The sequence below is a fragment of the Hymenobacter ginkgonis genome (assembly GCF_009755225.1).
GTDB lineage: Bacteria > Bacteroidota > Bacteroidia > Cytophagales > Hymenobacteraceae > Hymenobacter > Hymenobacter ginkgonis.
In genome coordinates, this window is sequence record NZ_WQKZ01000002.1 from 501,226 (window position 1) to 523,192 (window position 21,967).

The following is a 21,967-nucleotide window of genomic DNA, read 5'->3' on the forward strand; positions in this document are numbered from 1 at the left end:
GGCCAATACTGGGCGGCCCGCGTAAGCCCTATCTTAGAAGCTATGAAATTTGACAAGTCTTTGCTGCGCACGGTGCTATTCGCCCTGGGCGTCGTGGCCTTCGTGATTGGGGCCTACCAGTCGGTGGTGCAGAACGACCTGGGCCGCAACTACTGGATTTTTATGATATCGCTGGCCTGCTGGCTGCCCCTTAATTACTGGCGCCAGCAAGATGCCCGCCTGGCCAAAGAAGCGGAAGTAGCCAAGCAAGTAGCCGCCCTGAACAAGCCAGCCAAGAAAAATAACAAGGCGCGCCGGCGCTAGCAAGGGCCTTTTGAGCCCGGGGCGGGGGGTAGGAGCTTGATAGTTCGGCCAGTTCGTGGTTATTTTGCGCCTCTTTTTGGCTCCGGACTACAGAATTAGCATTACAAAATTTTAAATGGCTTTAATTAACACGATTCGGGAAAAGTCGGGGGTAGCCGTTGGCGCCGTCGCTGTCGGGATGCTGCTCTTCATTGTGGGGGGCGACCTGATTGGGGGAAAGAATCGGCTTTTTGGTCGCGATGGCCAGGTGGTGGGCGAGGTGAACGGCGAGAAAATCGAACTACCCGAATTCACAGCCGCCCTCGAGCAAGCCAAGCAAAACTTTGCCAACCAGCAGGGCCGCCAGCCCGACGAGCAGGCTACCGGCTACCTGCGCGACCAAGTATGGAACCAGCTGCTGTATAAGCGCGCATTCCAGCCCGAGATTGATAAGCTAGGCCTCAGCGTGAGCGATGCAGAATTGGTGGACTTGGTACAGGGCGAAAACATCAGCCCCGCTATCAAGCAGGCCTTTACGGACCCTAAAACCGGCCAGCTCGACCGCGCGCGCCTCCTAGACTACCTCAAGAACCTCGATAAGCTACCCCCCGAAGCGCAGGCCGCGTTTCACAGCTTTGAGGCTAGCCTACGCGACTTCGACCGGCCGGTGAACAAGTATAACGCCTTGCTCAAAAACTCGGTGTACGTAACCAGCGCCGAGGCCAAAGCCTTCGACGTGGCCCAGAATGCCAAGGCTAGCTTCCGCTACTTGTTCGTGCCCTACAGCAGCGTGTCAGATTCGGCTTTCAAGCCCACTGATGCCCAACTGAGCGACTACCTCGACCGCCACAAAGGCCGCTACAAAGTGGAGGATGGCCGCACCATCGAGTACATCGTGGTGCCCGAAGTGGCGACCAAGCAGGACAGCGCCGAACTGCGTACCAGCATGGGCACGCTGGCCCAGCAGTTCCGCACGGCGCCCAACGACTCGTTGTTTGTGCGCTCGAACTCCGACCAGCCCTACAACCACGCCTACCTCTCGCCAGCCGATTTGCCCGAAAAGCTGCGCCAGCAAATGCCCCTGACGGTGGGCCAGGTATACGGCCCCTACGTGGATAACAACACGCTGGCGCTCTACAAGGTAACGGGCGCCAAAGCCGGCACCAAGCCCGCAGCTCGCGCCAGCCACATCCTCATCAAACCCGAAGGCCAAACGCCCGAAGCGAAAGCTGCGGCCAAGGCTAAGGCGCAGGATATCCTCAATAAAATAAAGGCAGGGGCTGACTTCGCTACGATGGCTCGCCAGTTTGGCACCGACGGCACCAAAGACCAGGGCGGCGACCTCGGTTGGTTTGAGGAAGGCCGCATGGTACCCGAATTCAGCAAAGCAGTGTTCGCGGCTAATTCGGTGGGCTTGCTGCCTACGCTGGTAGAAACCAGCTTTGGCTACCACATCGTGAAGGTAACAGCCCCCAAAACCACCCAAACCTACCAGGTAGCGGCCGTGGTGAAAGCTGTGCAGCCCAGCGATGCTACCCGCGAAGCAGCCTATAATAAAGCCGAGCAGCTAATGGCCGACGCTGGCAGCCTCGACGCTTTCCGGGCTCTGCCCACCAAAGACAAGACCTTGCAAAAGCAGGAAGCTAAGTTTGTGGCCCGCGATGCCCAGACGCTGAACAACTTGCCCAACTCGCGCGAAATCGTGCGCTGGGCCTTTGGCTTCAGCCCCGACGGCGGCTCGGAAACTAAAGTGGGCGACGTACGCAAGTTTGATATTGGCGACCAGCACATCATTGCTGCCGTTACCGATTCGCGCACTAAGGGCACGGCTACCATCGAAAACATCAAGCCGGAGCTGACGTTTGCCGTGCGCAATGAGCTAAAAGCCAAGCAAATTATGGCAAAGCTGGCCGGCAAAACCGGTTCGCTCGAAGACTTGGCCAAAGTTGCCGGCACCGGCGCCCAAGTGCAAACGGCGGAGGGCGTAGCCCAAGGCCAGGGCACTATCCCCAACGTAGGCTTCGAGCCCGATGCTATCGGCCGCGCCTTCGCGCTGAAGTCCGGGCAGAAATCGGCTCCCATCCAGGGTGAGCAGGGCGTGCTGGTAGTAGAAGCTACGAGCGTAACGCCGCCTGCTACCCCCGGCGATGTGAAGGCCCTGCGCCAGCAGCTCGCCCAGCAGCGTCAGCAGCGCCAAGACGGCCTGATTTACGAAGCCATCAAGGCGCAAGCCAAGGTGCAGGATAACCGCTCGAAGTTCTTCTAGACCAAGAAAAACTGCCGCGCATAAAAGGGCTGCTCCGAATGGGGCAGCCCTTTTTTTGTGAAAAGCTCAGCGCGACTCATAATTTGAATGGAACTTGCGCGTAGGACTGCCGGCCTAGGTTTGAACAAACCGAGGGGGTAGGGGCGTTGCCAACTTGTGAAAACCGTTTTTACTATGCGCTATTCTCTGTTGCTACTGCCGGCTTGCTGGCTGGTTTTGCTGGCGCCCCTGCGCGCCCAGCCTACCCAGGGCGGCCTACCGCGGCCGGGCAGCTGGGCCCCCGTGAGCGGGGCTACGCTGGCCCGCGACTACGTGCGCCGGGGCGAGTTTGAGAAAGCTGCGTTCCTCTTCAGCCAGCTCAAAAGCGACGAGCAGACTACTCCCGATATTTTGCCCGACTATCTAGCTGCTTTGCAAGCTCAGAAGCGCTACAAAGACGCTGAGAAGCTCGTTAAGCGGGCCATCAAGCAACACCCCGAAGAAGGCGGCTACGGCGTGGCGCTGGGTGCCCTGTACACGGCTGCTGGTGACGCTGGCGCAGCCGATAAGCAGTACCAGCGCGTGGTAGCCCAGCTTACGCCCGCCCAAGTGGCACCGGTCGCGGCAGAGTTTAGCCGCCGCGAGCTACCCCTGTGGGCCGAGCGCACCTACTTGCGCGGCCGCGAATTAGCCAAGAACAACACTGAATACGCGCCGCAGCTCATTCAGCTCTACACCCAAAGCCAGGAGCAGGACAAGCTGCTAGCCGAAACGCTGCACCTGCTAGAGCGTGACGAGCAGCAGCTGCCCTTTGTGCGCAATATGCTTCAAAATGCGCTGCACGAAGAAAAAGACTTCGACGCGCTCGAAAAAATACTGGTAGCCAAGGTGCAGGCCCAACCCGACCAAACCAGCTACAGCGAGCTGCTGCTGTGGCTACAAGTGCAGCGCCACGACTTTGCTGGCGCGTTAGTGCAGTCGCGGGCCCTCGACCGGCGCTCCAACAGCCAAGGCAGCCGGGTGCTGGGGCTGGCCGGCATCGCGCAGCGCAACAAAGATTATGAAACTGCTATTGCGGCCTACGACTACGTGGCTCGCGAGTACCGCACCGGGCCCTACTACAACTTGGCTCGCCAGTTGCGCCTGCAAGCCCGCGAGGCCCAAGTGCGCGACACCTACCCCGTAGACCCCGCCCAGGTGCAAGCCCTGGCCGCCGACTACGAAAAGCTGCTGGCCGAGTTGGGCCATCGCCCCGAATCGGCGGGCGTGATGCGCAGCCTGGCCAACCTCTACGCGTTTCAGCTGGATAATAAAGCCAAGGCGATGAGCCTGTTGCAGGAAGTAATTGACATGCCGCGAGCCGACGCCGATGTGGTGGATGAAGCTAAAACTACCCAAGGTGATTTGTACTTACTCAAGGGCGAGCCCTGGGAGGCCACGCTGCTCTACTCGCAGGTAGAAAAAGCCCACCCTGAAGCGCCGCTGGGCTACGAGGCCAAACTGCGCAACGCTCGCCTTAGCTACTTTGCTGGTGATTTTAAGCTGGCTCAGAGCCACTTAGATATTCTGAAGGAAGCCACTACCCGCGAAATTGCCAACGATGCCATGCAGCTCTCGCTGCTCATCCAGGAAAATACGGTGGAGGATACGTTGGGCCTCGCCCTCAAAGACTACGCGGCCGTGGAAATGCTGGTATTTCAAAACAAGATACCACAAGCCGAAACCGGTTTGACAGCGCTGCTGCGTAAATACCCGGGCCACGCACTCACCGACGATGCCCTGTTTTTGCAGGCCAAACTTCAGCGCCGCACCGGCGACTACGCCGCCGCCATAGCTACCCTGGGCCAGCTTACCAGCAACCCCAAATACGACGTGCTGAGCGACGATGCCCTGTTTTTAACGGCCGAAATTCAGGAAGAAAACCTCAAAGACAAGGCCAAGGCCCAGGGCCTGTACCAGGAATTTCTAACTAAATACCCCGGTAGTATTTACGTGGCTGAGGCCCGCAAACGCTTCCGGCGGCTGCGCGGCGATGCCGTGCAATAGCGCGGGCTAGGGCCGGCTGCTAGCCTAAGCAGGGGGTAGAGAATTAAAAAGGACTGTGCTGCCTAATCTTGAAGGGGGTAGGGCGGCTAAGTAAGCTGCGCACTATACCAAGGGTAAACCCTACCGGAAGAAAATGAACATCACGGCCAGCGCTAAAATAAACACGACGTACATCAGGCCATCTGAGAGGATGTACTGGCGGTAGCGCTGGTAAAACGCGCGGAGGCGGGACATAGGGCGGCAGCTAGAATAGGACAAAGGTACGACGGCTATTTTCTGCGTACTTTTGATGCTATTCTTCTTATTTATTATTAATGGCTGTTATACCCGAAAAGCGCTGGATTTTTGCTCCCGACCCCGATTCCACCACGGTAGCTAGCATCCGGCAGGCGCTGAATATCAGCCCTCTGTTAGCTCGTTTATTAGCGCAGCGCGGCATCGAAACGCCCGCCGCTGCCCGTGAATTTTTTGAGCCCGCCCTAACCAACCTGCACTCGCCCTGGCTGATGTGCGATATGGACCTGGCCGTAGACCGCCTGATACGGGCTTTACAGACCAACGAAAAGGTATTGGTGCTGGGCGATTATGACGTAGATGGTATTACGTCGGTAGCCTTGGTAGTGAGCTACTTGCGCCCCCTGGGTGACGCTCCCGATACGCCTGAAGAGCAGAGCCGCTTTCAGCCCTACATCCCCGACCGGCACCGGGAGGGCTATGGCATTTCGATGCAGGCAGTGGATTTTGCCAAGAATAGTGGTTTTGGATTGGTCATTTCGCTCGACTGCGGTATAAAGGCCGGCGAGCAGGTAGCCTACGCCAATTCGCTGGGGGTAGACTTCATTATCAGCGACCACCACCTGCCCGGTGAGGAGTTGCCGCCGGCCTTGGCTGTGCTCAACCCGAAGCGCCTCGATTGCAGCTATCCCTACCCCGACCTGTCGGGCTGTGGGGTAGGCTTTAAGCTGCTGCAAGGCCTCACCGAAAAACTGAACTTGCCCCTGGAGCCGCTTTATGCGCAGCTTGATTTGGTAACGGTGAGCATCGCGGCCGATGTAGTGCCCGTAACTGGCGAAAACCGGGTGCTAGCAGCCTATGGCCTGCGGCGCTTTAACACCACGCAGGCGGCAGCGCACAGCGCCATCAGCCAGCCCGCGGCCCACGCCGCGGCCGATACGCTCGACGGGCCAGGGCCGCTTACCCACCAGGCCGCCGCCACCGACTACCCTACCGATGGCCTGCGCCCCGGTTTGGCCGCATTGCACGAGCTGGCAGCCCCGCGCCAAGGGCCGCTCAACTTGAGCTCCATTGTGTTTGGGTTTGCGCCGCGCATCAACGCGGCCGGGCGCATGGGCGACGCCCATCGAGCTGTGAATATGCTGCTGGCTGATAACCAACAGGAAGCCCGCTACACAGCCGAGGTAGTTGACCACATGAACCAAGAGCGCCGGCTTTCCGATGCGCGCACCACGCAAGAGGCCCTGGCGCTTATTGCGGAAGACCCAGCGGGCGCCACCGCGCCCGCTACGGTGCTTTACCAGGCGCACTGGCCGCAGGGAGTATTGGGCATTGTGGCCTCGCGCTGCCTCGACCAGTATTATCGCCCCACGGTCATTCTCACCGAGCGCGACGGCCTGGCCACGGGTTCGGCCCGGTCGGTGTCGGGCTTCGATGTGCACGAGGTGCTAGAAGCCTGCGCCCCGCTGCTGCGGCAGTTTGGTGGGCACCGGGCGGCCGCAGGCCTGGCCCTACCCATCGAAAATGTGCCAGCTTTCCGCGAGCAGTTTATGCGCGAAGTGGCCGCCCGGTTGCCCGTGGGGCAACTGCCAGTGCGCCCAGTAGACATCGATGGCTGGCTGGATTTTACCCAGCTCACCGAGGAGTTTTTAACTCAGCTCAGCCGCCTAGAGCCGTATGGCCCTGGCAACCCGGCGCCGGTCTTTGCCAGCGCGGGCGTGCGGGCGTCGCCGGGCTCGGTGCGCCCGGTGGGGGTAGCCGGCCACCTCAAAATGCGCCTCACGCAGCCTGGGCAGTCGCCGGGGGTAGCCCTCGAAGCCATCGGCTTTGGGCTGGGCCACTACCTGCCGCGCCTACTCGAAGCCCCCGATGCGCTGCTGAACGTATGCTACTCCTTGGAAATGAACGAATTCAGGGGGCAGCGCAGCTTGCAGCTGCGCCTGCTTGATGTGCGTTGGGAATAGCTTTTTTGAGCAGATAGCCAGTAGCGGCTAGCTGGTAGCCGTCTTTTCGCGTAAGGAAAGAGCTAACAGCCAGTCGCTACTGGCTATCTGCCTAAAAATGCGTTACGTTTCCCTCGACCTCGAAACCAGCGGGCCCGACCCACTACGCCACCAAACCCTGGAGCTAGCCGCCGTGGTGGAAGACACCCGCCGCACGGCCACTACGCCGCTGGCCGAACTGCCCGCCTTTCGGCGCGCCCTACGCCACCCCGAAATTTGCGGCACGGCCGGCGCGCTGGCCCTCAATGCGGGCTTGCTCCAGGAGTTGTCCGACAAGAGCAGGGTAGGGGCCCCCGACATCTGCGCGCTCCACGAAGTGCTGCCGCAATTGCGCGAGTTTCTACTGGCCAACGGCTTCAAACCCAACAAAAAGGACTGCGTAAGCGTCACGCTGGCCGGCAAAAACGTAGGAACTTACGACCTGTTGTTCCTACGGCAGCTGCCCGGCTGGGGCACGCTGGTAAAGGCTGAACCTGCCGTACTCGACCCGGCGGTGTTCTACCTCAATTGGCATAAAGACTCCCGCTTGCCTTCGATGCTCATTTGCCAAGCCCGTGCTGGCGACGCCGAGCCCCATGTGGCGCACCAGGCGCTGGCCGATGCCCTAGAGGTGGTGCGATTGCTGAGGCCATTTTACGAGCACCCAGTTTACCAAGCGGTACGCGAGAATAACGGGTAACAGCAGAACGTCCGGCCGAACTAGTTCGGCCGGACGTTCTGCTGTTACCCGTTGGTTTGGTTTTTAAGAAGGGTTTACCAGCTGCCACTGGCGCCGCCGCCGCCGCTGCTACCCCCCCCAAAGCCGCCGAAGCCGCCGCCACCACCACCACCGCCCCAGCCCCCGCCACCACCGCCGCCAAACACCCCCCGGCCACCCGAGAAGTCGCCGAAGATGATGGGTGGAATAAAGCCGCCGCCAATGCCGCGCCCGCCTCGGCCGCCGCCCCCGCCCCGCGAACGCAGGAGGAAGAAGAGAACCAAAATGCCAATAATTATCCACAGGCCCGGTCCCGAACCCGAGCGGTCGCGCCGGCCACGGGGCTGCGCGTCGGCCGGGTCGGCCTTGTACTCACCTTTGGCCAGGGCGATGAGTTGGTCGGTGCCCCGGTCGAGGCCCGCATAATATTGGTTTTGCTTGAAAGCTGGCACCAGCGTATTGCTGATGATGCGCTTAGCTAAGGCATCGGGCACGGCCCCTTCGAGGCCGTAGCCGGTCTGGATGCGCGCCACATGTTCGTCCTTAGCTACTAGCACCAAGATGCCATTGTCCTTGCCTTTGCGGCCGATGCCCCAGGCCTCGTATAGCTTTTGGGAGTAATCAGCAATGTCGTCGCCATCGAGGTTGGGTACGGTAACCACCGCGATTTGCGACGACGTGCTGTCGTTATAAGCCACCAGTTTTTGCTCCAGCGCCGCCACTTCCTGCGGTTGTAAGAGGCCCGCCAGGTCGTTGACGAGGCGCGGTGGGTCAGGGCGCGGCGGAATGGATTGCGCTTGCGCCACCAGGTTCAGCAGCAGCGCCAGCGCTAGTAGCCAAGGGCGCAGCCACTGTGCCGGGTGGCCTTGGCGCGTTACCGAAGGGGTAAGGAAAGAGGGGGAGTTCATCGGGAGGGGGTAGGGGTATCGTCCCCGTAAGAAATGTCGTCCGCCAACTCGTTTACGTCAGTTGCGGCGTCGTAAGGAAAAAACTGCCGCAACTGCTCGCCCACCAGCCGAATGCCGCGTTCCAGGCCCGTCACGTACTGCTCCTGCCGAAAATGGGTGATAACGGTTTCTTTCACCGCCTCCCAAAACTCGTCGGGCACTGCTGCGTTGATGGCCGCATCGCCCACCACGGCAAACTGCCGGGTCTGCCAAGCCAAGTAAAACAGCACCCCATTGCGCAGCTTGGTATGGTGCATTTTGAGTTCAGCAAACACCTGGGCCGCCCGGTCGAGTGGCTCGGGGGTAGGACATTTGTCCTCCAGGTGCAGCCGAATTTCGCCCGAGGTGCGCAGTTCGGCATCCTTGATGGCTGCTACCAGCGCGGCTTCCTGGGCGGGGGTAAGAGGGTGGGTCATGGCGTTGGTGAATTAACCCAAAACAGAACGTCATGCTGCGCCTGTCGAAGCATCTCGCGTGCAGCGCTAATTTCTAACGTCAGAGATTACTGCTGCACGCGAGATGCCTCGGCAAGCTCAGCATGACGTTCTGTTTTGGGCAGTGTTTACATTACTTGCTGCCGGCCGGCGCGTTGCCGCCCATGTCGCCAAAGTCCACCTTGGGTGCGTCTTTAGCGCCGGCATCGGCCTCGAAGTAGCCTTTGGGCTGGAAGCCAAACATGCCGGCAAATAAGTTATTCGGGAATGAGCGCGTGAAGGTATTATAGTCGTTCACGTTGGTATTGAACTTGTTGCGCTCCACGTTGATGCGGTTTTCAGTGCCTTCAATTTGGGCCTGCAATTCCTGGAAGTTGGCATTGGCCTTCAGGTCGGGATATTTCTCCGATACGGCTAGTAGGCGCCCCAGCCCCGAGGAAAGCTGGCTTTGGGCAGCCTGAAATTTTTGGAGGTTTTCGGGCGTCAACTGGTCAGCCGAGAGCTGCACGCTGGTGGCTTTGGCGCGCGCTTCAATTACCCCTTCGAGGGTAGACTTTTCAAAGTTGGCTGCGCCTTTCACCGTGTTCACGAGGTTGGGAATAAGGTCGGAGCGGCGCTGATAGGCGCTTTGTACGTTGGCCCATTGGCTCTTAACGGCCTGGTCGCGCTGCACCATGCCGTTGTAGCCGCACGACGACTGCGAAATCAGCGTCACCAACGTGGCGAAGTAAAGGAGAAGGCGTTTCATGGTGTGAAGGGTTTCTAAGTGCTGAGATTTAGCTTTGAGGCTCAGCGGTGAGAAAGAAAAGAATTAGCCGGCCGTAACCACTACTTGGCTGCGGTGGTTATGCTGGCCGACCGGCGCAAAGTACGCAGCCGCCCGGCAACGGTTGTACCGTCCTATCTTTCCGCCCTTGCCACTCCTATCCATGAAAGCCATTATCCCCGTTGCCGGCATCGGCTCGCGCCTGCGCCCCCACACCCACACCCAGCCTAAAAGCCTGGTGCCAGTGGCCGGCAACACCATCCTAGGCCACATCATCGACCGGCTGCGCGGAGCTGGGCTCACCGAGTTCGTGTTCATCATCGGCTATCTGGGCGAGAAAATTGAGCAGTACGTACGCCACCACTACCCCGACATGAACGCCACCTTCGTGGTGCAGGAGCCCCGCGAAGGCCTAGGCCACGCCTTGTGGCTGGCCCGCGACACGTTTCGGCACGATACCGATGGCGTGCTCATCCTGCTCGGCGATACCATTGTCGATGTCGATTTGCCAGCCCTGCTGCGCCAGCCCGGCTCGGTGCTGGCCGTGAAGGAAGTAAAAACGCCCAGCCTCTTTGGCCTCGTCGAAACCGGCACCGACGGCCTAGTGAGCCGCGTGGTGGAGAAACCGCGCATCCCCAAATCGAACTACGCCATGGTCGGCCTCTACAAACTGGCCAATTCCGAGAAGCTGGCTCAGGCCCTGGAGTGGCTCATCGAAACTGGCCGCCGCACCCACGGCGAGTTTCAGCTTACCGATGCCCTCATGCACCTCATCGAGGAAGGCGAAACGATGCACACCGCCGCCGTGGACAACTGGTTTGACTGTGGCCGCAAGGAAACCCTGCTCGAAGCCAACGCCCGCCTACTCGACCAGCCCGAGTTTCGGGTGGTGCTCAACTACCCCGATTTTCCAAATACGGTCATCATTCCGCCCGTCAGCATCGGGGTCGATTGCCGCATCGAGCATTCCATCATTGGCCCCAACGTGGCCATCGGCGACCGCACCATCATCCGTCATACCATCATCAGCGACAGTATTATCGGTTCATATTCCGAGCTCAGTTCAGCCGTGATGAGCGACTGTATCGTGGGCTCCGACGCCTCGTTCCGCGGCCTCAACCATAGTCTCAACCTCGGCGATAATACCGAGATAGACTATAGCCAAGCAAAAGGGTAGGGGTAGGAAAAGCTCCGTGCTACACCACCACGTTATCAATCAATCGCACGCCACCTAGGTGGGCAGCCACGCACAGCACTACCCCCCTGCCGGGCCCGTAGGCAGTTAGCGGCTGCAAGGTTTGCGCATCGGCTACTTCAAAATACTCCGGCGTAAACTGCGGCTCCTGGGCCAGTGCGGCCTGGGCCCGCGCCTGCACCTCGGCGGGCCCTACCCCCTCGCGCACCCCGGAGGCGGCTTGCGCAAGCACCTGGTACAGCAGCGGAGCCACCGCCCGCGCCTCGGGCGAGAGGCGCCGGTTGCGCGACGACATGGCCAAGCCATCGGCCTCGCGCACTGTGGGGTACACTACCAGCTCTAAATCGAAGGATAAATCGGCAATCAGCTGCCGCACAACAGCTACTTGCTGAAAGTCTTTTTGCCCAAAATAGGCTACGTGCGGCCGAGAAAGGTGAAATAGTTTGCTCACCACCGTGGCTACCCCGTTAAAATGGCCGGGGCGGTGCGCGCCTTCCATCACGCGCTCCAACTCGCCAAAATCGAAGCGCAACACCGTGGGCTGCGGGTACACTTCCTCCACCGAAGGCATGAACAGCACGGTGCAGCCAGCAGCGGCTAATAGGGCCGTATCCTGCTCAGGCAGACGGGGGTAGAGGCGCAGGTCGTCGGGGTTATTAAACTGGGTAGGGTTGACAAAAATGCTGGCCACCACTTCGTCGCACTGCGTGGCGGCGGCGCGTACCAATTGAATATGGCCGTCGTGGAGTGCGCCCATAGTGGGCACCAGCCCCAGGCGCCGGCCGGCGCCGCGGCTAGCTTCGGCGTGGGCCCGCAGTTCGGCGGCGGTAGTAAAAACAAGCATTAAGCTGAGCGATAGAGCAGTAGGGTTGAGCGAATTTTATTGAAAATTCACGAAAAAATGCGTAATTTTGTGGAGCCAAACTATGGCCTGGTTCCAAATCCTTTATTCCGTCTATTATGTCGAAGTTGCGCATCCTGTACGCGGCCACCGAAATTGACCCTTTCCTCCAGACTACGAAAGTAGCGGAGCTGCTGCGCCGTCTACCGGCCGGTATGCAGGAGTCGGGGGCCGAAATTCGGATTTTTGTGCCGCGCTTCGGCATCATCAATGAGCGCAAAAATCGTCTGCACGAAGTGGTCCGTCTCTCGGGCATCAACATCTCGGTGGGCGACGACGAAAAGCCGCTGGTGATTAAAGTGGCCTCCATTCCGACTGCGAAGCTACAGGTTTATTTTATCGATAACGAAGATTACTTCCACCGCAAGTCGGCTCTGGTAGATAAAAACGATAAGTTTTACCTCGACAATGACGAGCGCGCCATCTTCTTTTGCAAGGGCGTACTCGAAACAGTGAAGAAATTAGGCTGGTCGCCCGATATCGTGCATTGCAACGACTGGATGACTTCGCTTATCCCTCTGTACCTGAAAACTACTTATAAGAAAGACCCGGTTTTCAAGGATGCCAAGTCGGTATTCACGGTGTACAACAACGAGTTTTTGGACAAATTCGAAGGCAATTTGGTTGAAAAAGCCAAGATGCTTGACATCGACGACAACATGCTGACGTCGTTGAAATCGGCCGATTTCTCGGGCTTCGTGAAGCTGGGCATGGAATATGCCGACACGGTAGTACGCTCGGATGAAGATTTTTCGGACAACCTCAACGGCTTGTTCAAAGAATACGCCTCGCGCAAGCGGCTAAGCCAAGTCGCGGCCGACGAAAACCTATTATCGTCTTACCAAGCGTTGTATGATGAGTTGGCCAGCTAAGCCACTAGCTTTTGTTGCCACGTTGTTGGTTGGTCTAGGTAGCCTGTCGGGCTGCATGAAGGGCAATGAACTAAACGTGGACTTACCCGGTACTGCTGCAATCGGTACCAATTACGTGGACCTGCCCATTACGGCTTCTACCGTGCGGCAGCAGCCTATCCAAACGCTCAAAGCCGAGCATTTTTTGGCGGGCCGTCTCTTCGACAACCTAACTGGCAATACGGAAGCGCGGGCAGTGCTTAGCCTGCTGCCTAGTGTAAATGACTCGTTGCCTGGTCGCTACACTTCAGCCACTTCGCCAGACTCGGTGGTTATCACACTGGGTTTCGACCAGGTGTACGGTAGCACGAGCACCCCAGCCAAGCTAGATGTGCTGGAGCTGGCCACCAAGCTCGACGAGCGCACGGTGTATAATTCGGCGTCGGTAGCCCCCGTTAAAGCAACGATTGGGCAAAACCTGGTAGTGCCCCTGAATAAAACCAAGGCGGTGCGGCAAGCTATTGCCACCAGCACTACGGACTCGATTACGGTGCAAGTGCCCGACCCCACGGTGCGCCTAGTGGTGCAGCGCCAGGGAACCGGTACCAATCCGAACTACCCCAACGTGAGTTCGACATTTGCTAATAGCCTGTTCCGGCAATTGCAAGTGGCTTCGCTAACCCAGGCCCAGCTAGATGCCATTCTGGCGGGCATCATCATTGCGCCTAGCCAAGGCTACAACGGGGCAGTGCTAAGCTTTAGCCGGGTGGTAAGCGGGGCAATAAACATTTATTTTCACCCCGCTGCTTCGCAAAAGCGCCACAGCTACCAGTTGTACTTTGGGCCTTCGCCTTCGGGCAGCGGCCCCGGTGCGCCAACCGACCCACGCTACTACACACAACTCAGCACTGACTTCCAAACGTCGTCGGCGCTGAGTGCGCTGCAAGGCAGCGCGCCCGGCACCCGCTTGTCGTCGGCCGCCGCCGGGGGCGTTACGTACGTGCAGGAAGGCACGGGTTTGGGCACTGCGCTCAGCTTCGTGAGCCCGCAGTTTACCAGCTTGCTAGCTCGCCCCGGCATTGCCATCAACCGGGCCGAGCTGATACTGCCCATACAGCCGTACTCTAATGCGCTGCTTAGCAACCCCGCCCGGCTGTATGCCCTGGAGGTAGACGCTAAAAACCAACCGTTGCAGCGCGTGACGGGTATAAATAGCGTAGACCGCGTAGTGCAAGGTGATGGAGCCGTTCAACAAGGGCGAGGCTCCGAAGCAATTGGGTTGCCTTACAGTGCCAGTACCACTAATATCTATTACGATGTGCTGATTACTAGCTACTTGCAGGCTTACCTTAATGACCCCACTGCGGCCACCCTCGGTGGCTTGCCTGACGCCCTGGTGCTTACCCCCGCTCTAAGCACTGCTACCAGCCTCACGCTCAACCGGGCAGCACTTACTGCCAGCGCCATGCGGCTACGCGTCTATTACTCGCAGTTGCGGCAATGAGTTGTAACTTTGGTTTTCCCACCGGCCGCTGGCCTCGCTTCGGGCGGGCCAGCGGCCGGTTTTTTTTGCACTATTTGGTCAGCCAGGTTATTTTGGTTAAAAGTTTGCTTACCGCCGCTGGCCACGAGTAGCATTTCTTGTATAGCAGTCATTATTTTTTGTTCATCTAACTCTACCTTATTGCCATGTGCGGCATTGTTGCGTACCTGGGCCATCGCGAGGCCTGCCCTATTATCCTGAAAGGACTACGACGCCTCGAATACCGGGGCTACGACTCGGCCGGTGTGGCCCTGCTCAACGGTAGCCTGAGTGTATATAAAAAGAAAGGCAAAGTCGCGGAGTTAGAAAATTTTCTGGCTACCAAGGATACTCACGCCAAAGTGGGCATGGGCCACACCCGCTGGGCTACCCACGGGGAACCCAACGATGTGAATGCCCACCCGCACTACTCTACTTCGGAGCGGATTGCTATTATTCACAACGGTATTATTGAGAATTACGCGGCCCTTAAAACGCACTTAGAAAAGCAAGGCCACGTCTTCCATTCCGATACGGATACGGAGGTGTTCGTTAACCTCATCGAGGAAATTCAGCAGCAAAACGACTGCACGCTCGAAGAAGCTGTGCGCTTAGCGCTGCACGAAGTAATTGGGGCTTACGCTATTGTGGTGCTCAGCAAGGATGCCCCCGACCAACTGATTGCGGCCCGTAAAGGCTCGCCGCTGGTTATCGGCATTGGCGAAGGCGAGTTCTTCGTGGCCTCCGATGCTACCCCCATTATCGAGTACACCAACGAAGTCGTTTACGTAAATGACTACGAGCTAGCTGTCATCCGCGACGGGCAACTGGCTATCCGCTCGCGCGAAGACGTGGTGCAGACGCCCTACATCCAACGCTTGGAGCTGGAGCTTGATAGCATTGAGAAAGGTGGTTATGAGCATTTTATGCTCAAGGAAATTTTTGAGCAGCCACGTTCCATCCTCGATTCGATGCGCGGCCGCCTAGAACTAGGGGGTAGCCACCTGAACATGGCTGGCTTCCGTGCTTACGAGCAGAAGTTTGTAAATGCCCAGCGCATTATCATCGTGGCGTGCGGCACGAGCTGGCACGCTGGTTTGGTAGCCGAGTACCTCATTGAGGACCTCGCCCGGGTACCAGTTGAAGTAGAGTACGCGTCGGAATTCCGCTACCGCAATCCGGTTATTTCGGAGCGCGATATTGTGATTGCTATTTCGCAGAGCGGCGAAACGGCCGATACGCTGGCCGCCCTGGAGTTGGCTAAGAGCAAGGGGGCTACCATTTTCGGCATTTGCAACGTGGTAGGTAGCAGCATTGCTCGGGCCACCGACGCGGGTGCCTATACCCACGCCGGCCCCGAAATTGGTGTGGCCTCTACCAAAGCCTTCACGGCCCAGGTAACGGTGCTGACGCTGCTGGCCATGTGCATTGGCCAGCGCCGCGGCACGCTCTCCGATACCAAGCTACGCGAACTGGTAGCCGAGCTGCACAACATTCCCTCTAAAGTAGAGAAAGCCCTTAAGCTCGACGCCGAAATCCGCGAGATTGCCGAGACGTTTAAGGATGTTCCGAACTTCCTGTACCTAGGCCGTGGCTACAACTTTCCAGTTGCCTTAGAAGGTGCGCTTAAACTAAAGGAAATCAGCTACATCCATGCCGAGGGCTATCCCGCTGCCGAGATGAAGCACGGCCCCATTGCCCTCATCGACGAGAATATGCCAGTGGTAGTGATTGCTACCAAAGACAGCTCGTATGAGAAAGTAGTGAGCAATATTCAAGAAGTAAAAGCGCGCAAGGGCCGCATCATCGCGGTAGTAACCGAGGGCGACACAACTATTCCGGCCATGGCCGAATACGTAATTGAGGTGCCGCACACGTCGGAAATACTGATGCCGTTGGTGTCGGTGGTGCCTTTGCAACTGCTGAGCTACCACATTGCTGTGCTGCGCGGCTGCAACGTCGACCAGCCCCGCAACCTTGCTAAGTCGGTAACGGTAGAGTAGGGCGCTAGTCGCAAAGTAGTGTAGAACGTCATGCTGAGTTGGCCGAAGCAGCTTGCTCGAATCGTTGAGTTACTAACCCAACGGCGCGAGCGAACTGCTTCGGCCAACTCAGCATGACGTTCTTTTTGTATGTTAGATTTTTCATCAGTTCTTTCCCTACCCCCTTCACCATGCCCCACCAGATTATTTTTTCGGAGCACGCGCCCGCTCCCATTGGGCCTTACTCGCAGGCCGTGCGCGCCGGCAACACCGTGTACGTATCGGGCCAGATACCGCTCGATGCGAGCGGTCAGCTTGTGGGCGAAGGCGACGTAAGCGCCCAAACGCACCAAGTGCTTAAGAACCTGACGGCCGTGCTGGCTGCCGCCGACCTCGCCCTCACCGACGTCGTGAAGTGCTCTATTTTCGTGAAAGACTTAGGTAACTTCGCGACTATCAACCAGATATACGGTGCGTATTTCGGCGAAGCCACTGCGCCCGCCCGCGAAACGGTGGAGGTGAGCCGCCTGCCACGCGATGTGCAAGTAGAGATTTCCTGCATCGCCGTCGGCTAAGCCGGTGTGTACAAACTGGCCGGTTTCGGCATCAGCAGGGGGTAGGCGCACCGAGGCGCCTACCCCCTGTTTTAGGAGAGAGCTTGAGCTTGTTTTACTGCTTATTGGCCTGGTAGTGGTGGCGCTGCCTTTTAGCAATCCCCACATCCACTACATTTTTCTGACCTGAATTAACCGCTGGGGCCCGCGGTGGTGTGGGCCATTCGGTGCGGCAGGGCGCCGGTGGGGCTTGGGCGGTGACTTGCGCTACCGCGGGCGCGGTTCGCCTGCAGCCTCGGGGTGGGGGTAGGAAACCACCTGCCTGATGCGCCGTACCTTTGTGGGGCGTTGCGCAGCTAGCGGAACGCGCCTTTTTGGTAATGACTGACCGACCCGTTCGGGTGCGCTTTGCACCCTCGCCTACTGGCCCGCTGCACATTGGTGGCGTGCGCACGGCGCTGTACAACTATTTGCTGGCCCGCAAGCTGGGTGGCACCATGATTTTGCGCATCGAGGACACCGACCAAAATCGGTTTGTGCCCGGCGCCGAAGACTACATCCGCGAGAGCCTGGAGTGGGTGGGCATTGAGCTCGACGAAAGCCCCTGGAAGGGCGGCCCGCACGCACCCTACCGCCAGAGCGAGCGCAAGCCCATGTACCGCGAGTATGCCGACCAGCTCATCCGCGATGGCTATGCGTACTACGCCTTCGACACGCCTGAGGAGCTCGATGTGATGCGCGAGCGCCTGCAAGCCGCCAAAGTGCCCAACCCGCAGTACAACTCCATTACGCGGGCCCAGATGCGCAATTCGCTCACGCTGCCCGAGGACGAGGTGAAGGCCCTGCTGGCTAGCGACACGCCCTACGTGATTCGCCTAAAGGTGCCGCGTAAGGAAGAGGTGCGCTTCCAGGACATGATTCGGGGCTGGGTCGTGGTGCACTCGAGCGCCATCGACGACAAGGTGCTGATGAAGTCGGACGGCATGCCGACGTACCACCTCGCCAACATCGTGGATGACCATTTGATGGACATTTCGCACGTTATTCGGGGTGAGGAGTGGTTGCCCTCGGCGCCGCTACACGTGCTGCTGTACCGCTACCTGGGCTGGGAGAAGACCATGCCGCAGTTTGCCCACCTACCCCTGCTCTTGAAGCCCGACGGCACGGGTAAGCTCAGTAAGCGCGACGGCGACCGCTTAGGCTTCCCAGTATTTGCGTTGGAGTGGCGCGGCACCGATGCCGAAACCGGTGAGCCGACCCTCAGTAAAGGGTACCGTGAAGAAGGCTACCTGCCCGAAGCGCTGGTCAACTTCCTGGCCTTTTTGGGCTGGAACCCCGGCACGGCGCAGGAAATTTTCTCGATGCAGGAACTGATTGAGGCCTTCTCAATTGACCGCGTGAGCAAGTCGCCCGCCAAATTCGACCAGAATAAGGTGAAGTGGTTCAACGAGCACTACCTGCGTGCTAAGTCTGATGCCGAGCTGGCGCCCTACCTGCTCACGGCGCTGAACGAACACGGCATTGCCTGCACCCAAGAAAAAGCCGAGCAGATAGTAGGCGTGATGAAGGAGCGCGTGAGCTTTCCGCAGGATTTCTGGCAGGAAGCGAAGTATTTCTTCGAAGCCCCAACTACTTACGACGAGCAAGTAGTAGCCAAGAAATGGAACCCGCAGGTGGCGGCCGTGCTAAGCGCCTACGCCGATGCCCTACCCGACAACTCCGAGCCCAGCGCCAATGCCGAAGTGCTGAAGGCTATTTTCACCCAAACGGTGGAAGACCAGGGTATGAAGCCAGGCCAGGTGCTGCAAGCCCTGCGCGTGGCCGCTACGGGCGCCGCTGCCGGCCCCGACTTGTTTGAGACGCTGGCCATCCTCGGCACCGGCGAAGTGGCGCAGCGCCTGCGCGCAGCTATCGAGCGCCTGGGCTAGCCAGCCCTAAAAGCCGCTTGCTGGCCGCCGCCAAGCGGCCCAAAAGAAACCCCAGCCTAAGGCCGCGCCGTATGCACTACGGCGCGGCCTTTTGCGTAATAGCTAACCTTGCTTCTTGCTCATCGATTTCTATTCTTATGGCTAAGAAACCCGTTAAACCGAAAAAAACTACTCCCGACCCGGATAAGAAAGCCCGCGTGCACAAGGAGCTGGAAGGATTTGAAATCGGCGTGAATCCGCTGGGCGAAATCACTTCCAATTACTCCATCGAGCAAATAAATCAGTTTCTGGGGCGCCACGTGCGCGACAAAAAAATCGTGAACCGCGAGGGCCAGTTTGGCGAAGAAGCTAAGGCTGCTAGCGCCGCCGAGGCGGCCCGCCTGGCCCGCGAAGACGACGATTTTGACCAGGTAGAAGGCCCCGAGGAGCCCGAAGAAACCGACGAGGACTTTATGAAGCGCACCAGCCGCGAGGCGAAGCGCAAGAAAAACGTGGGCGACGACGCCGACGAAGCCGCCGAAACTCGCCGCGAGCTGCCCGAATAGGAGCGGGGTAGGCCGATAGTCGGGGCAAGGGCAGAGTGCCTACCTGCCCTTGCCCCGACTGCTAGCTGGCCGAAGCCCTTAAATGTCCTGCACGCGGCGGGTGCCAATTAGCCGGCCGTTTTGGTAGGTTTCAACTTTTTGCAAGGCGCCGGTTTCGGAGTAGTTCAGCCACTCGCCAAACCAATAGAAGTGTAAGCCATCGGGCTCGTCGACCACGCGGGCGTGGCCCTGGCGCGCTATGTGGCCATTGGGATGGTAGTAGGTAATGTCGTTGAGGCCGTGGCGGCGGTAGCGTTCCTGCCGCACCAGCCCGCCTACGGGCGAGTAGTAGCGCCAACGGCCTACCGCTCGCCCGTGGCGGTAGCGGCCTTGCGTAAAAGGCCGGGCGTGGGCCGAATCATAATACACGTTCCAACGGCCAATGGGGTCGCCGCGCCGGTCAAGGCGGTTGGTGTGCCAAAACCCGCGCGGGCTGTTGGCTACGCGGGGCTGCGAGGTGACGCAGGCAGTGGCTACCAGCCCGAGCAGAACAAACAACAGAACGCGCATACGGGCGGATAAAAGACGAGTAACGGGCTGAGCAACAACGGTAGATTGCCGGCCGCAAGTATACGCGTAGGGGGCAAATTTGACCGCGCGCCTACATTTGCGCCTCACCCTACCCCCTTGCCCAACCATGCGCTCGCACGACGTTGACTACCGTATTCTTGGCTCCGATATCCAAGTGCTCGAAGTGGAGCTCGACCCCCAGGAAACCGTTATTGCCGAGGCCGGCGCGATGGTGTACATGGACGAGGCCATCGCGTTTGAAACCAAGATGGGCGACGGCTCGTCTCCCGACCAGAGCATCTTGGGCAAGCTGTTTTCGGCCGGCACCCGTCTTATTACCGGCGAGAGCTTGTTTTTGACGCACTTTACGCACCGCGGCAGCTATGGCAAAAGCCGCGTGGCCTTTTCGGCACCCTACCCCGGCACTATTATCCCCATCGACTTGGGCACGATGCCAGCCGGCCTCATTGTGCAGAAAGATGGCTTTTTGGCGGCGGCGCGCGGCACCCAGATTAGCCTGCACTTCAACCAGAAGCTGGGGGCCGGGCTGTTTGGCGGCGAGGGCTTTATTCTGCAAAAGCTGACTGGCGACGGCAAAGCCTTTGTGCACGCCGGCGGCACCATCATCGAGAAGCACCTCCACAACGAGCTGCTACGCGTCGATACCGGCTGCGTAGTGGCTTTCGAGCCGAGCATCGAGTTCAGCGTAGCCCGCGCCGGTGGCCTCAAGTCGATGATATTCGGGGGCGAAGGCCTGCTGCTAGCCACCCTGCGCGGCACGGGCCGCGTCTGGATTCAGTCGATGCCCGTTAAGAAGCTCATCCAGGCCCTGGCGCCGTGGGGTGGCAATGCCAAGAAGGAAAGCGGAACGGTGCTGGGCGGCATCTTCGGCAACCTGCTCGACGAGTAAGCGCCTGTCCGCGCTGGCGCTACTTGGGGCCGCCCGCCAAGTGCACGGCCACTACCACCAGCGCCCCAACCAGCGCCACGGTTAATAGCCCCATTATCCATAATACGCGGCGGTGTTTAGCTCCGGCGGCTTCTAATTGCTTGGCCCCGTTGAAGGCGGAGCGTCGATAGCGGCGTTCTGGGGAGGAAGCGTGTTGACCAACAGAGAAATGGGGAGAAGCCATTGCTAAGAGGAGATAAAAAGGTGGGAAGAATGATAAATGAATGAAGCGGAGAGTTAAAGGTACGGCGCGCCGCGCAAACTGGATTTTTATTTCGCCCTAATCGCTTAGTTATTCGACCACTGCCTACTTAGCCACGATGAATAACCAGCCAGGTTATCGGCGGCCGATTGTGTAAACGTACTAGTAGGGCTTTTATTGGTTTTATTTTATTTCGACGCCCGTAGGTGGTTAACTAATGACGATTGCGTTTGCCCCAAACTACCTCTTGCCCCTACCCCCCGGCCACCGCTTCCCCATGCTGAAATACGAGCTGCTGCCCGAGCAATTGCTGCACGAGGGCACGGCCACAGCCAGCGACTTTTTCATCCCTACCCCCCCGCCGCTGGCCGAGGTGCTGCGCACCCACGAGGCCGACTACCTGCACCGCCTGTTGCACGGCCAGCTCACGCGGCAGGAGGAGCGGGCCAGCGGCTTTCCGTGGTCGGCGGCGCTGGCCGACCGCGAAATCACGCTGCTGGGCGGCACCATTGGCTGCGCGCAGCGGGTGCTGGCGGGGGCGGGGGTAGCGCTCAATATTGCGGGCGGCACGCACCACGCATTTGCCGGGCGGCCCGAGGGATTTTGCTTGCTTAATGACCAGGCAGTGGCCGCCAACTGGCTGCTGGCCCACGAGCCGGTGCGGGTGCGCCAGATTCTCATCATCGACCTCGATGTGCACCAGGGCAATGGCACGGCGGCTATTTTTCGGCACGAGCCGCGGGTGTTTACCTTCTCGATGCACGGCGCCCGCAACTTTCCGGGCCGCAAGGAGGTGTCGGACCTCGACCTACCCCTGCCCGACGGCACCACCGATGCCGCCTACCTGGCGCTGCTGGCCGATACGCTGCCGCGCCTGCTCGACGAGCAGGTGCGCCCCGATTTTGTGTTCTACCTCAGCGGCGTCGATGTGCTGGCTACCGATAAGCTCGGCCACCTCGCTCTCACGCGTGCCGGCTGCCGCCAGCGCGACGAGCTCGTGCTCGGCGCCTGCCACCAGCGCGGCCTGCCCGTGGTGGTGTGCATGGGCGGCGGCTACTCCGAGCGCATCGCCGACATTGTGGAGGCCCACGCCAACACCTACCGTGTAGCTGCCGACCTGTGGGGATAATTGATT

At 59.3% G+C, this 21,967-nt stretch carries 20 protein-coding genes; 14 read left to right on the forward strand and 6 right to left on the reverse strand.

Going from position 1 to position 21,967, the window contains the following annotated elements:
- Positions 1-42 precede the first annotated feature (42 nt).
- The 5 genes from GO988_RS07960 (at position 43) to GO988_RS07980 (ending at position 7,489) form a co-directional block, all read left to right on the forward strand.
- Complete coding sequence (locus GO988_RS07960) at positions 43-303, forward strand: hypothetical protein (RefSeq protein ID WP_157563960.1); 261 nt, start codon at positions 43-45, stop codon at positions 301-303.
- Between the two features lie 115 nt (positions 304-418).
- Positions 419-2,548 (forward strand): peptidylprolyl isomerase, encoded by a 2,130-nt coding sequence (locus tag GO988_RS07965; protein WP_157563962.1) that lies wholly within the window; start codon positions 419-421, stop codon positions 2,546-2,548.
- A gap of 174 nt (positions 2,549-2,722) precedes the next feature.
- Complete coding sequence (locus tag GO988_RS07970; protein ID WP_157563964.1) at positions 2,723-4,573, forward strand: tetratricopeptide repeat protein; 1,851 nt, start codon at positions 2,723-2,725, stop codon at positions 4,571-4,573.
- 314 nt (positions 4,574-4,887) lie between these two features.
- A complete protein-coding gene (locus tag GO988_RS07975; protein WP_232341443.1) occupies positions 4,888-6,771 on the forward strand; it encodes a single-stranded-DNA-specific exonuclease RecJ in 1,884 nt (627 codons plus the stop codon).
- A gap of 97 nt (positions 6,772-6,868) precedes the next feature.
- The gene (locus GO988_RS07980) at positions 6,869-7,489 is read left to right on the forward strand and encodes a 3'-5' exonuclease family protein (RefSeq protein WP_157563966.1); all 621 of its coding nucleotides are present in this window, start codon (positions 6,869-6,871) and stop codon (positions 7,487-7,489) included.
- 74 nt (positions 7,490-7,563) lie between these two features.
- On the opposite strand, the gene GO988_RS07985 is transcribed toward GO988_RS07980, so the two are convergent.
- From GO988_RS07985 to GO988_RS07995, 3 genes are all read right to left on the reverse strand, one after another.
- On the reverse strand, positions 7,564-8,415 hold the full coding sequence (locus GO988_RS07985) for a TPM domain-containing protein (protein ID WP_157563968.1): 852 nt from the start codon (positions 8,413-8,415) through the stop codon (positions 7,564-7,566).
- Positions 8,412-8,870, reverse strand: a complete 459-nt coding sequence (locus GO988_RS07990; RefSeq protein WP_157563970.1) for a TPM domain-containing protein — start codon at positions 8,868-8,870, stop codon at positions 8,412-8,414. The genes GO988_RS07985 and GO988_RS07990 overlap by 4 nt, the downstream gene beginning before the upstream one ends.
- Positions 8,871-9,021: 151 nt before the next feature.
- Positions 9,022-9,636 carry a LemA family protein gene (locus GO988_RS07995; protein ID WP_157563973.1) on the reverse strand — a complete coding sequence of 205 codons (615 nt, stop codon included), beginning with the start codon at positions 9,634-9,636 and terminating at the stop codon, positions 9,022-9,024.
- Between the two features lie 181 nt (positions 9,637-9,817).
- On the opposite strand from GO988_RS07995, the gene GO988_RS08000 reads away from it, so the two are divergent.
- Positions 9,818-10,831 (forward strand): sugar phosphate nucleotidyltransferase, encoded by a 1,014-nt coding sequence (locus GO988_RS08000; protein WP_157563975.1) that lies wholly within the window; start codon positions 9,818-9,820, stop codon positions 10,829-10,831.
- Between the two features lie 19 nt (positions 10,832-10,850).
- Here the strand turns inward: GO988_RS08000 and panC are convergent, their stop codons facing one another.
- Positions 10,851-11,693, reverse strand: coding sequence for a pantoate--beta-alanine ligase (gene panC / locus GO988_RS08005; protein WP_157563977.1), 843 nt, complete (start codon positions 11,691-11,693; stop codon positions 10,851-10,853).
- Positions 11,694-11,809: 116 nt separating this feature from the next.
- Here panC and GO988_RS08010 point away from each other — a divergent pair, with 116 nt between their 5' ends.
- The 6 genes from GO988_RS08010 (at position 11,810) to GO988_RS08035 (ending at position 19,132) form a co-directional block, all read left to right on the forward strand.
- A complete protein-coding gene (locus tag GO988_RS08010; protein WP_157563979.1) occupies positions 11,810-12,622 on the forward strand; it encodes a glycogen/starch synthase in 813 nt (270 codons plus the stop codon).
- Between the two features lie 22 nt (positions 12,623-12,644).
- The gene (locus GO988_RS08015) at positions 12,645-14,105 is read left to right on the forward strand and encodes a DUF4270 family protein (protein WP_198172573.1); all 1,461 of its coding nucleotides are present in this window, start codon (positions 12,645-12,647) and stop codon (positions 14,103-14,105) included.
- Between the two features lie 185 nt (positions 14,106-14,290).
- A complete protein-coding gene (glmS, locus tag GO988_RS08020; RefSeq protein ID WP_157563983.1) occupies positions 14,291-16,126 on the forward strand; it encodes a glutamine--fructose-6-phosphate transaminase (isomerizing) in 1,836 nt (611 codons plus the stop codon).
- A 170-nt stretch (positions 16,127-16,296) separates the two neighbouring features.
- Positions 16,297-16,680, forward strand: a complete 384-nt coding sequence (locus GO988_RS08025) for a Rid family detoxifying hydrolase (protein ID WP_157563986.1) — start codon at positions 16,297-16,299, stop codon at positions 16,678-16,680.
- 359 nt (positions 16,681-17,039) lie between these two features.
- Positions 17,040-18,587, forward strand: coding sequence for a glutamate--tRNA ligase (gene gltX, locus GO988_RS08030; RefSeq protein WP_157563988.1), 1,548 nt, complete (start codon positions 17,040-17,042; stop codon positions 18,585-18,587).
- A 137-nt stretch (positions 18,588-18,724) separates the two neighbouring features.
- Positions 18,725-19,132, forward strand: coding sequence for a hypothetical protein (locus GO988_RS08035; RefSeq protein ID WP_157563991.1), 408 nt, complete (start codon positions 18,725-18,727; stop codon positions 19,130-19,132).
- Positions 19,133-19,210: 78 nt separating this feature from the next.
- On the opposite strand, the gene GO988_RS08040 is transcribed toward GO988_RS08035, so the two are convergent.
- Positions 19,211-19,681: a toxin-antitoxin system YwqK family antitoxin gene (locus GO988_RS08040; protein ID WP_157563993.1), complete on the reverse strand. Its 471-nt coding sequence runs from the start codon at positions 19,679-19,681 to the stop codon at positions 19,211-19,213.
- 127 nt (positions 19,682-19,808) lie between these two features.
- Between GO988_RS08040 and GO988_RS08045 the strand changes: the two genes are divergently transcribed.
- Complete coding sequence (locus tag GO988_RS08045) at positions 19,809-20,591, forward strand: TIGR00266 family protein (RefSeq protein WP_157563995.1); 783 nt, start codon at positions 19,809-19,811, stop codon at positions 20,589-20,591.
- Positions 20,592-20,610: 19 nt separating this feature from the next.
- On the opposite strand, the gene GO988_RS08050 is transcribed toward GO988_RS08045, so the two are convergent.
- Positions 20,611-20,814, reverse strand: coding sequence for a hypothetical protein (locus GO988_RS08050; RefSeq protein WP_157563996.1), 204 nt, complete (start codon positions 20,812-20,814; stop codon positions 20,611-20,613).
- A 235-nt stretch (positions 20,815-21,049) separates the two neighbouring features.
- Here GO988_RS08050 and GO988_RS08055 point away from each other — a divergent pair, with 235 nt between their 5' ends.
- Positions 21,050-21,961 (forward strand): histone deacetylase family protein, encoded by a 912-nt coding sequence (locus tag GO988_RS08055; protein ID WP_157563998.1) that lies wholly within the window; start codon positions 21,050-21,052, stop codon positions 21,959-21,961.
- Positions 21,962-21,967 lie beyond the last annotated feature (6 nt).

Excerpts from the sequence above, each read along its gene's own strand:
- panC (WP_157563977.1), bottom strand. The coding sequence starts at position 11,693 with ATGCTTGTTTTTACTACCGCCGCCGAACTGCGGGCCCACGCCGAAGCT.
- GO988_RS07975 (WP_232341443.1), top strand. The coding sequence starts at position 4,888 with ATGGCTGTTATACCCGAAAAGCGCTGGATTTTTGCTCCCGACCCCGAT.
- gltX (WP_157563988.1), top strand. The coding sequence starts at position 17,040 with ATGACTGACCGACCCGTTCGGGTGCGCTTTGCACCCTCGCCTACTGGC.
- GO988_RS07970 (WP_157563964.1), top strand. The coding sequence starts at position 2,723 with ATGCGCTATTCTCTGTTGCTACTGCCGGCTTGCTGGCTGGTTTTGCTG.
- GO988_RS08050 (WP_157563996.1), bottom strand. The coding sequence starts at position 20,814 with ATGGCTTCTCCCCATTTCTCTGTTGGTCAACACGCTTCCTCCCCAGAA.
- GO988_RS08000 (WP_157563975.1), top strand. The coding sequence starts at position 9,818 with ATGAAAGCCATTATCCCCGTTGCCGGCATCGGCTCGCGCCTGCGCCCC.
- glmS (WP_157563983.1), top strand. The coding sequence starts at position 14,291 with ATGTGCGGCATTGTTGCGTACCTGGGCCATCGCGAGGCCTGCCCTATT.
- GO988_RS08035 (WP_157563991.1), top strand. The coding sequence starts at position 18,725 with ATGGCTAAGAAACCCGTTAAACCGAAAAAAACTACTCCCGACCCGGAT.
- GO988_RS07985 (WP_157563968.1), bottom strand. The coding sequence starts at position 8,415 with ATGAACTCCCCCTCTTTCCTTACCCCTTCGGTAACGCGCCAAGGCCAC.
- GO988_RS07980 (WP_157563966.1), top strand. The coding sequence starts at position 6,869 with ATGCGTTACGTTTCCCTCGACCTCGAAACCAGCGGGCCCGACCCACTA.
- GO988_RS07965 (WP_157563962.1), top strand. The coding sequence starts at position 419 with ATGGCTTTAATTAACACGATTCGGGAAAAGTCGGGGGTAGCCGTTGGC.
- GO988_RS08040 (WP_157563993.1), bottom strand. The coding sequence starts at position 19,681 with ATGCGCGTTCTGTTGTTTGTTCTGCTCGGGCTGGTAGCCACTGCCTGC.
- GO988_RS08045 (WP_157563995.1), top strand. The coding sequence starts at position 19,809 with ATGCGCTCGCACGACGTTGACTACCGTATTCTTGGCTCCGATATCCAA.
- GO988_RS07995 (WP_157563973.1), bottom strand. The coding sequence starts at position 9,636 with ATGAAACGCCTTCTCCTTTACTTCGCCACGTTGGTGACGCTGATTTCG.
- GO988_RS07960 (WP_157563960.1), top strand. The coding sequence starts at position 43 with ATGAAATTTGACAAGTCTTTGCTGCGCACGGTGCTATTCGCCCTGGGC.
- GO988_RS08010 (WP_157563979.1), top strand. The coding sequence starts at position 11,810 with ATGTCGAAGTTGCGCATCCTGTACGCGGCCACCGAAATTGACCCTTTC.
- GO988_RS07990 (WP_157563970.1), bottom strand. The coding sequence starts at position 8,870 with ATGACCCACCCTCTTACCCCCGCCCAGGAAGCCGCGCTGGTAGCAGCC.
- GO988_RS08055 (WP_157563998.1), top strand. The coding sequence starts at position 21,050 with ATGACGATTGCGTTTGCCCCAAACTACCTCTTGCCCCTACCCCCCGGC.
- GO988_RS08025 (WP_157563986.1), top strand. The coding sequence starts at position 16,297 with ATGCCCCACCAGATTATTTTTTCGGAGCACGCGCCCGCTCCCATTGGG.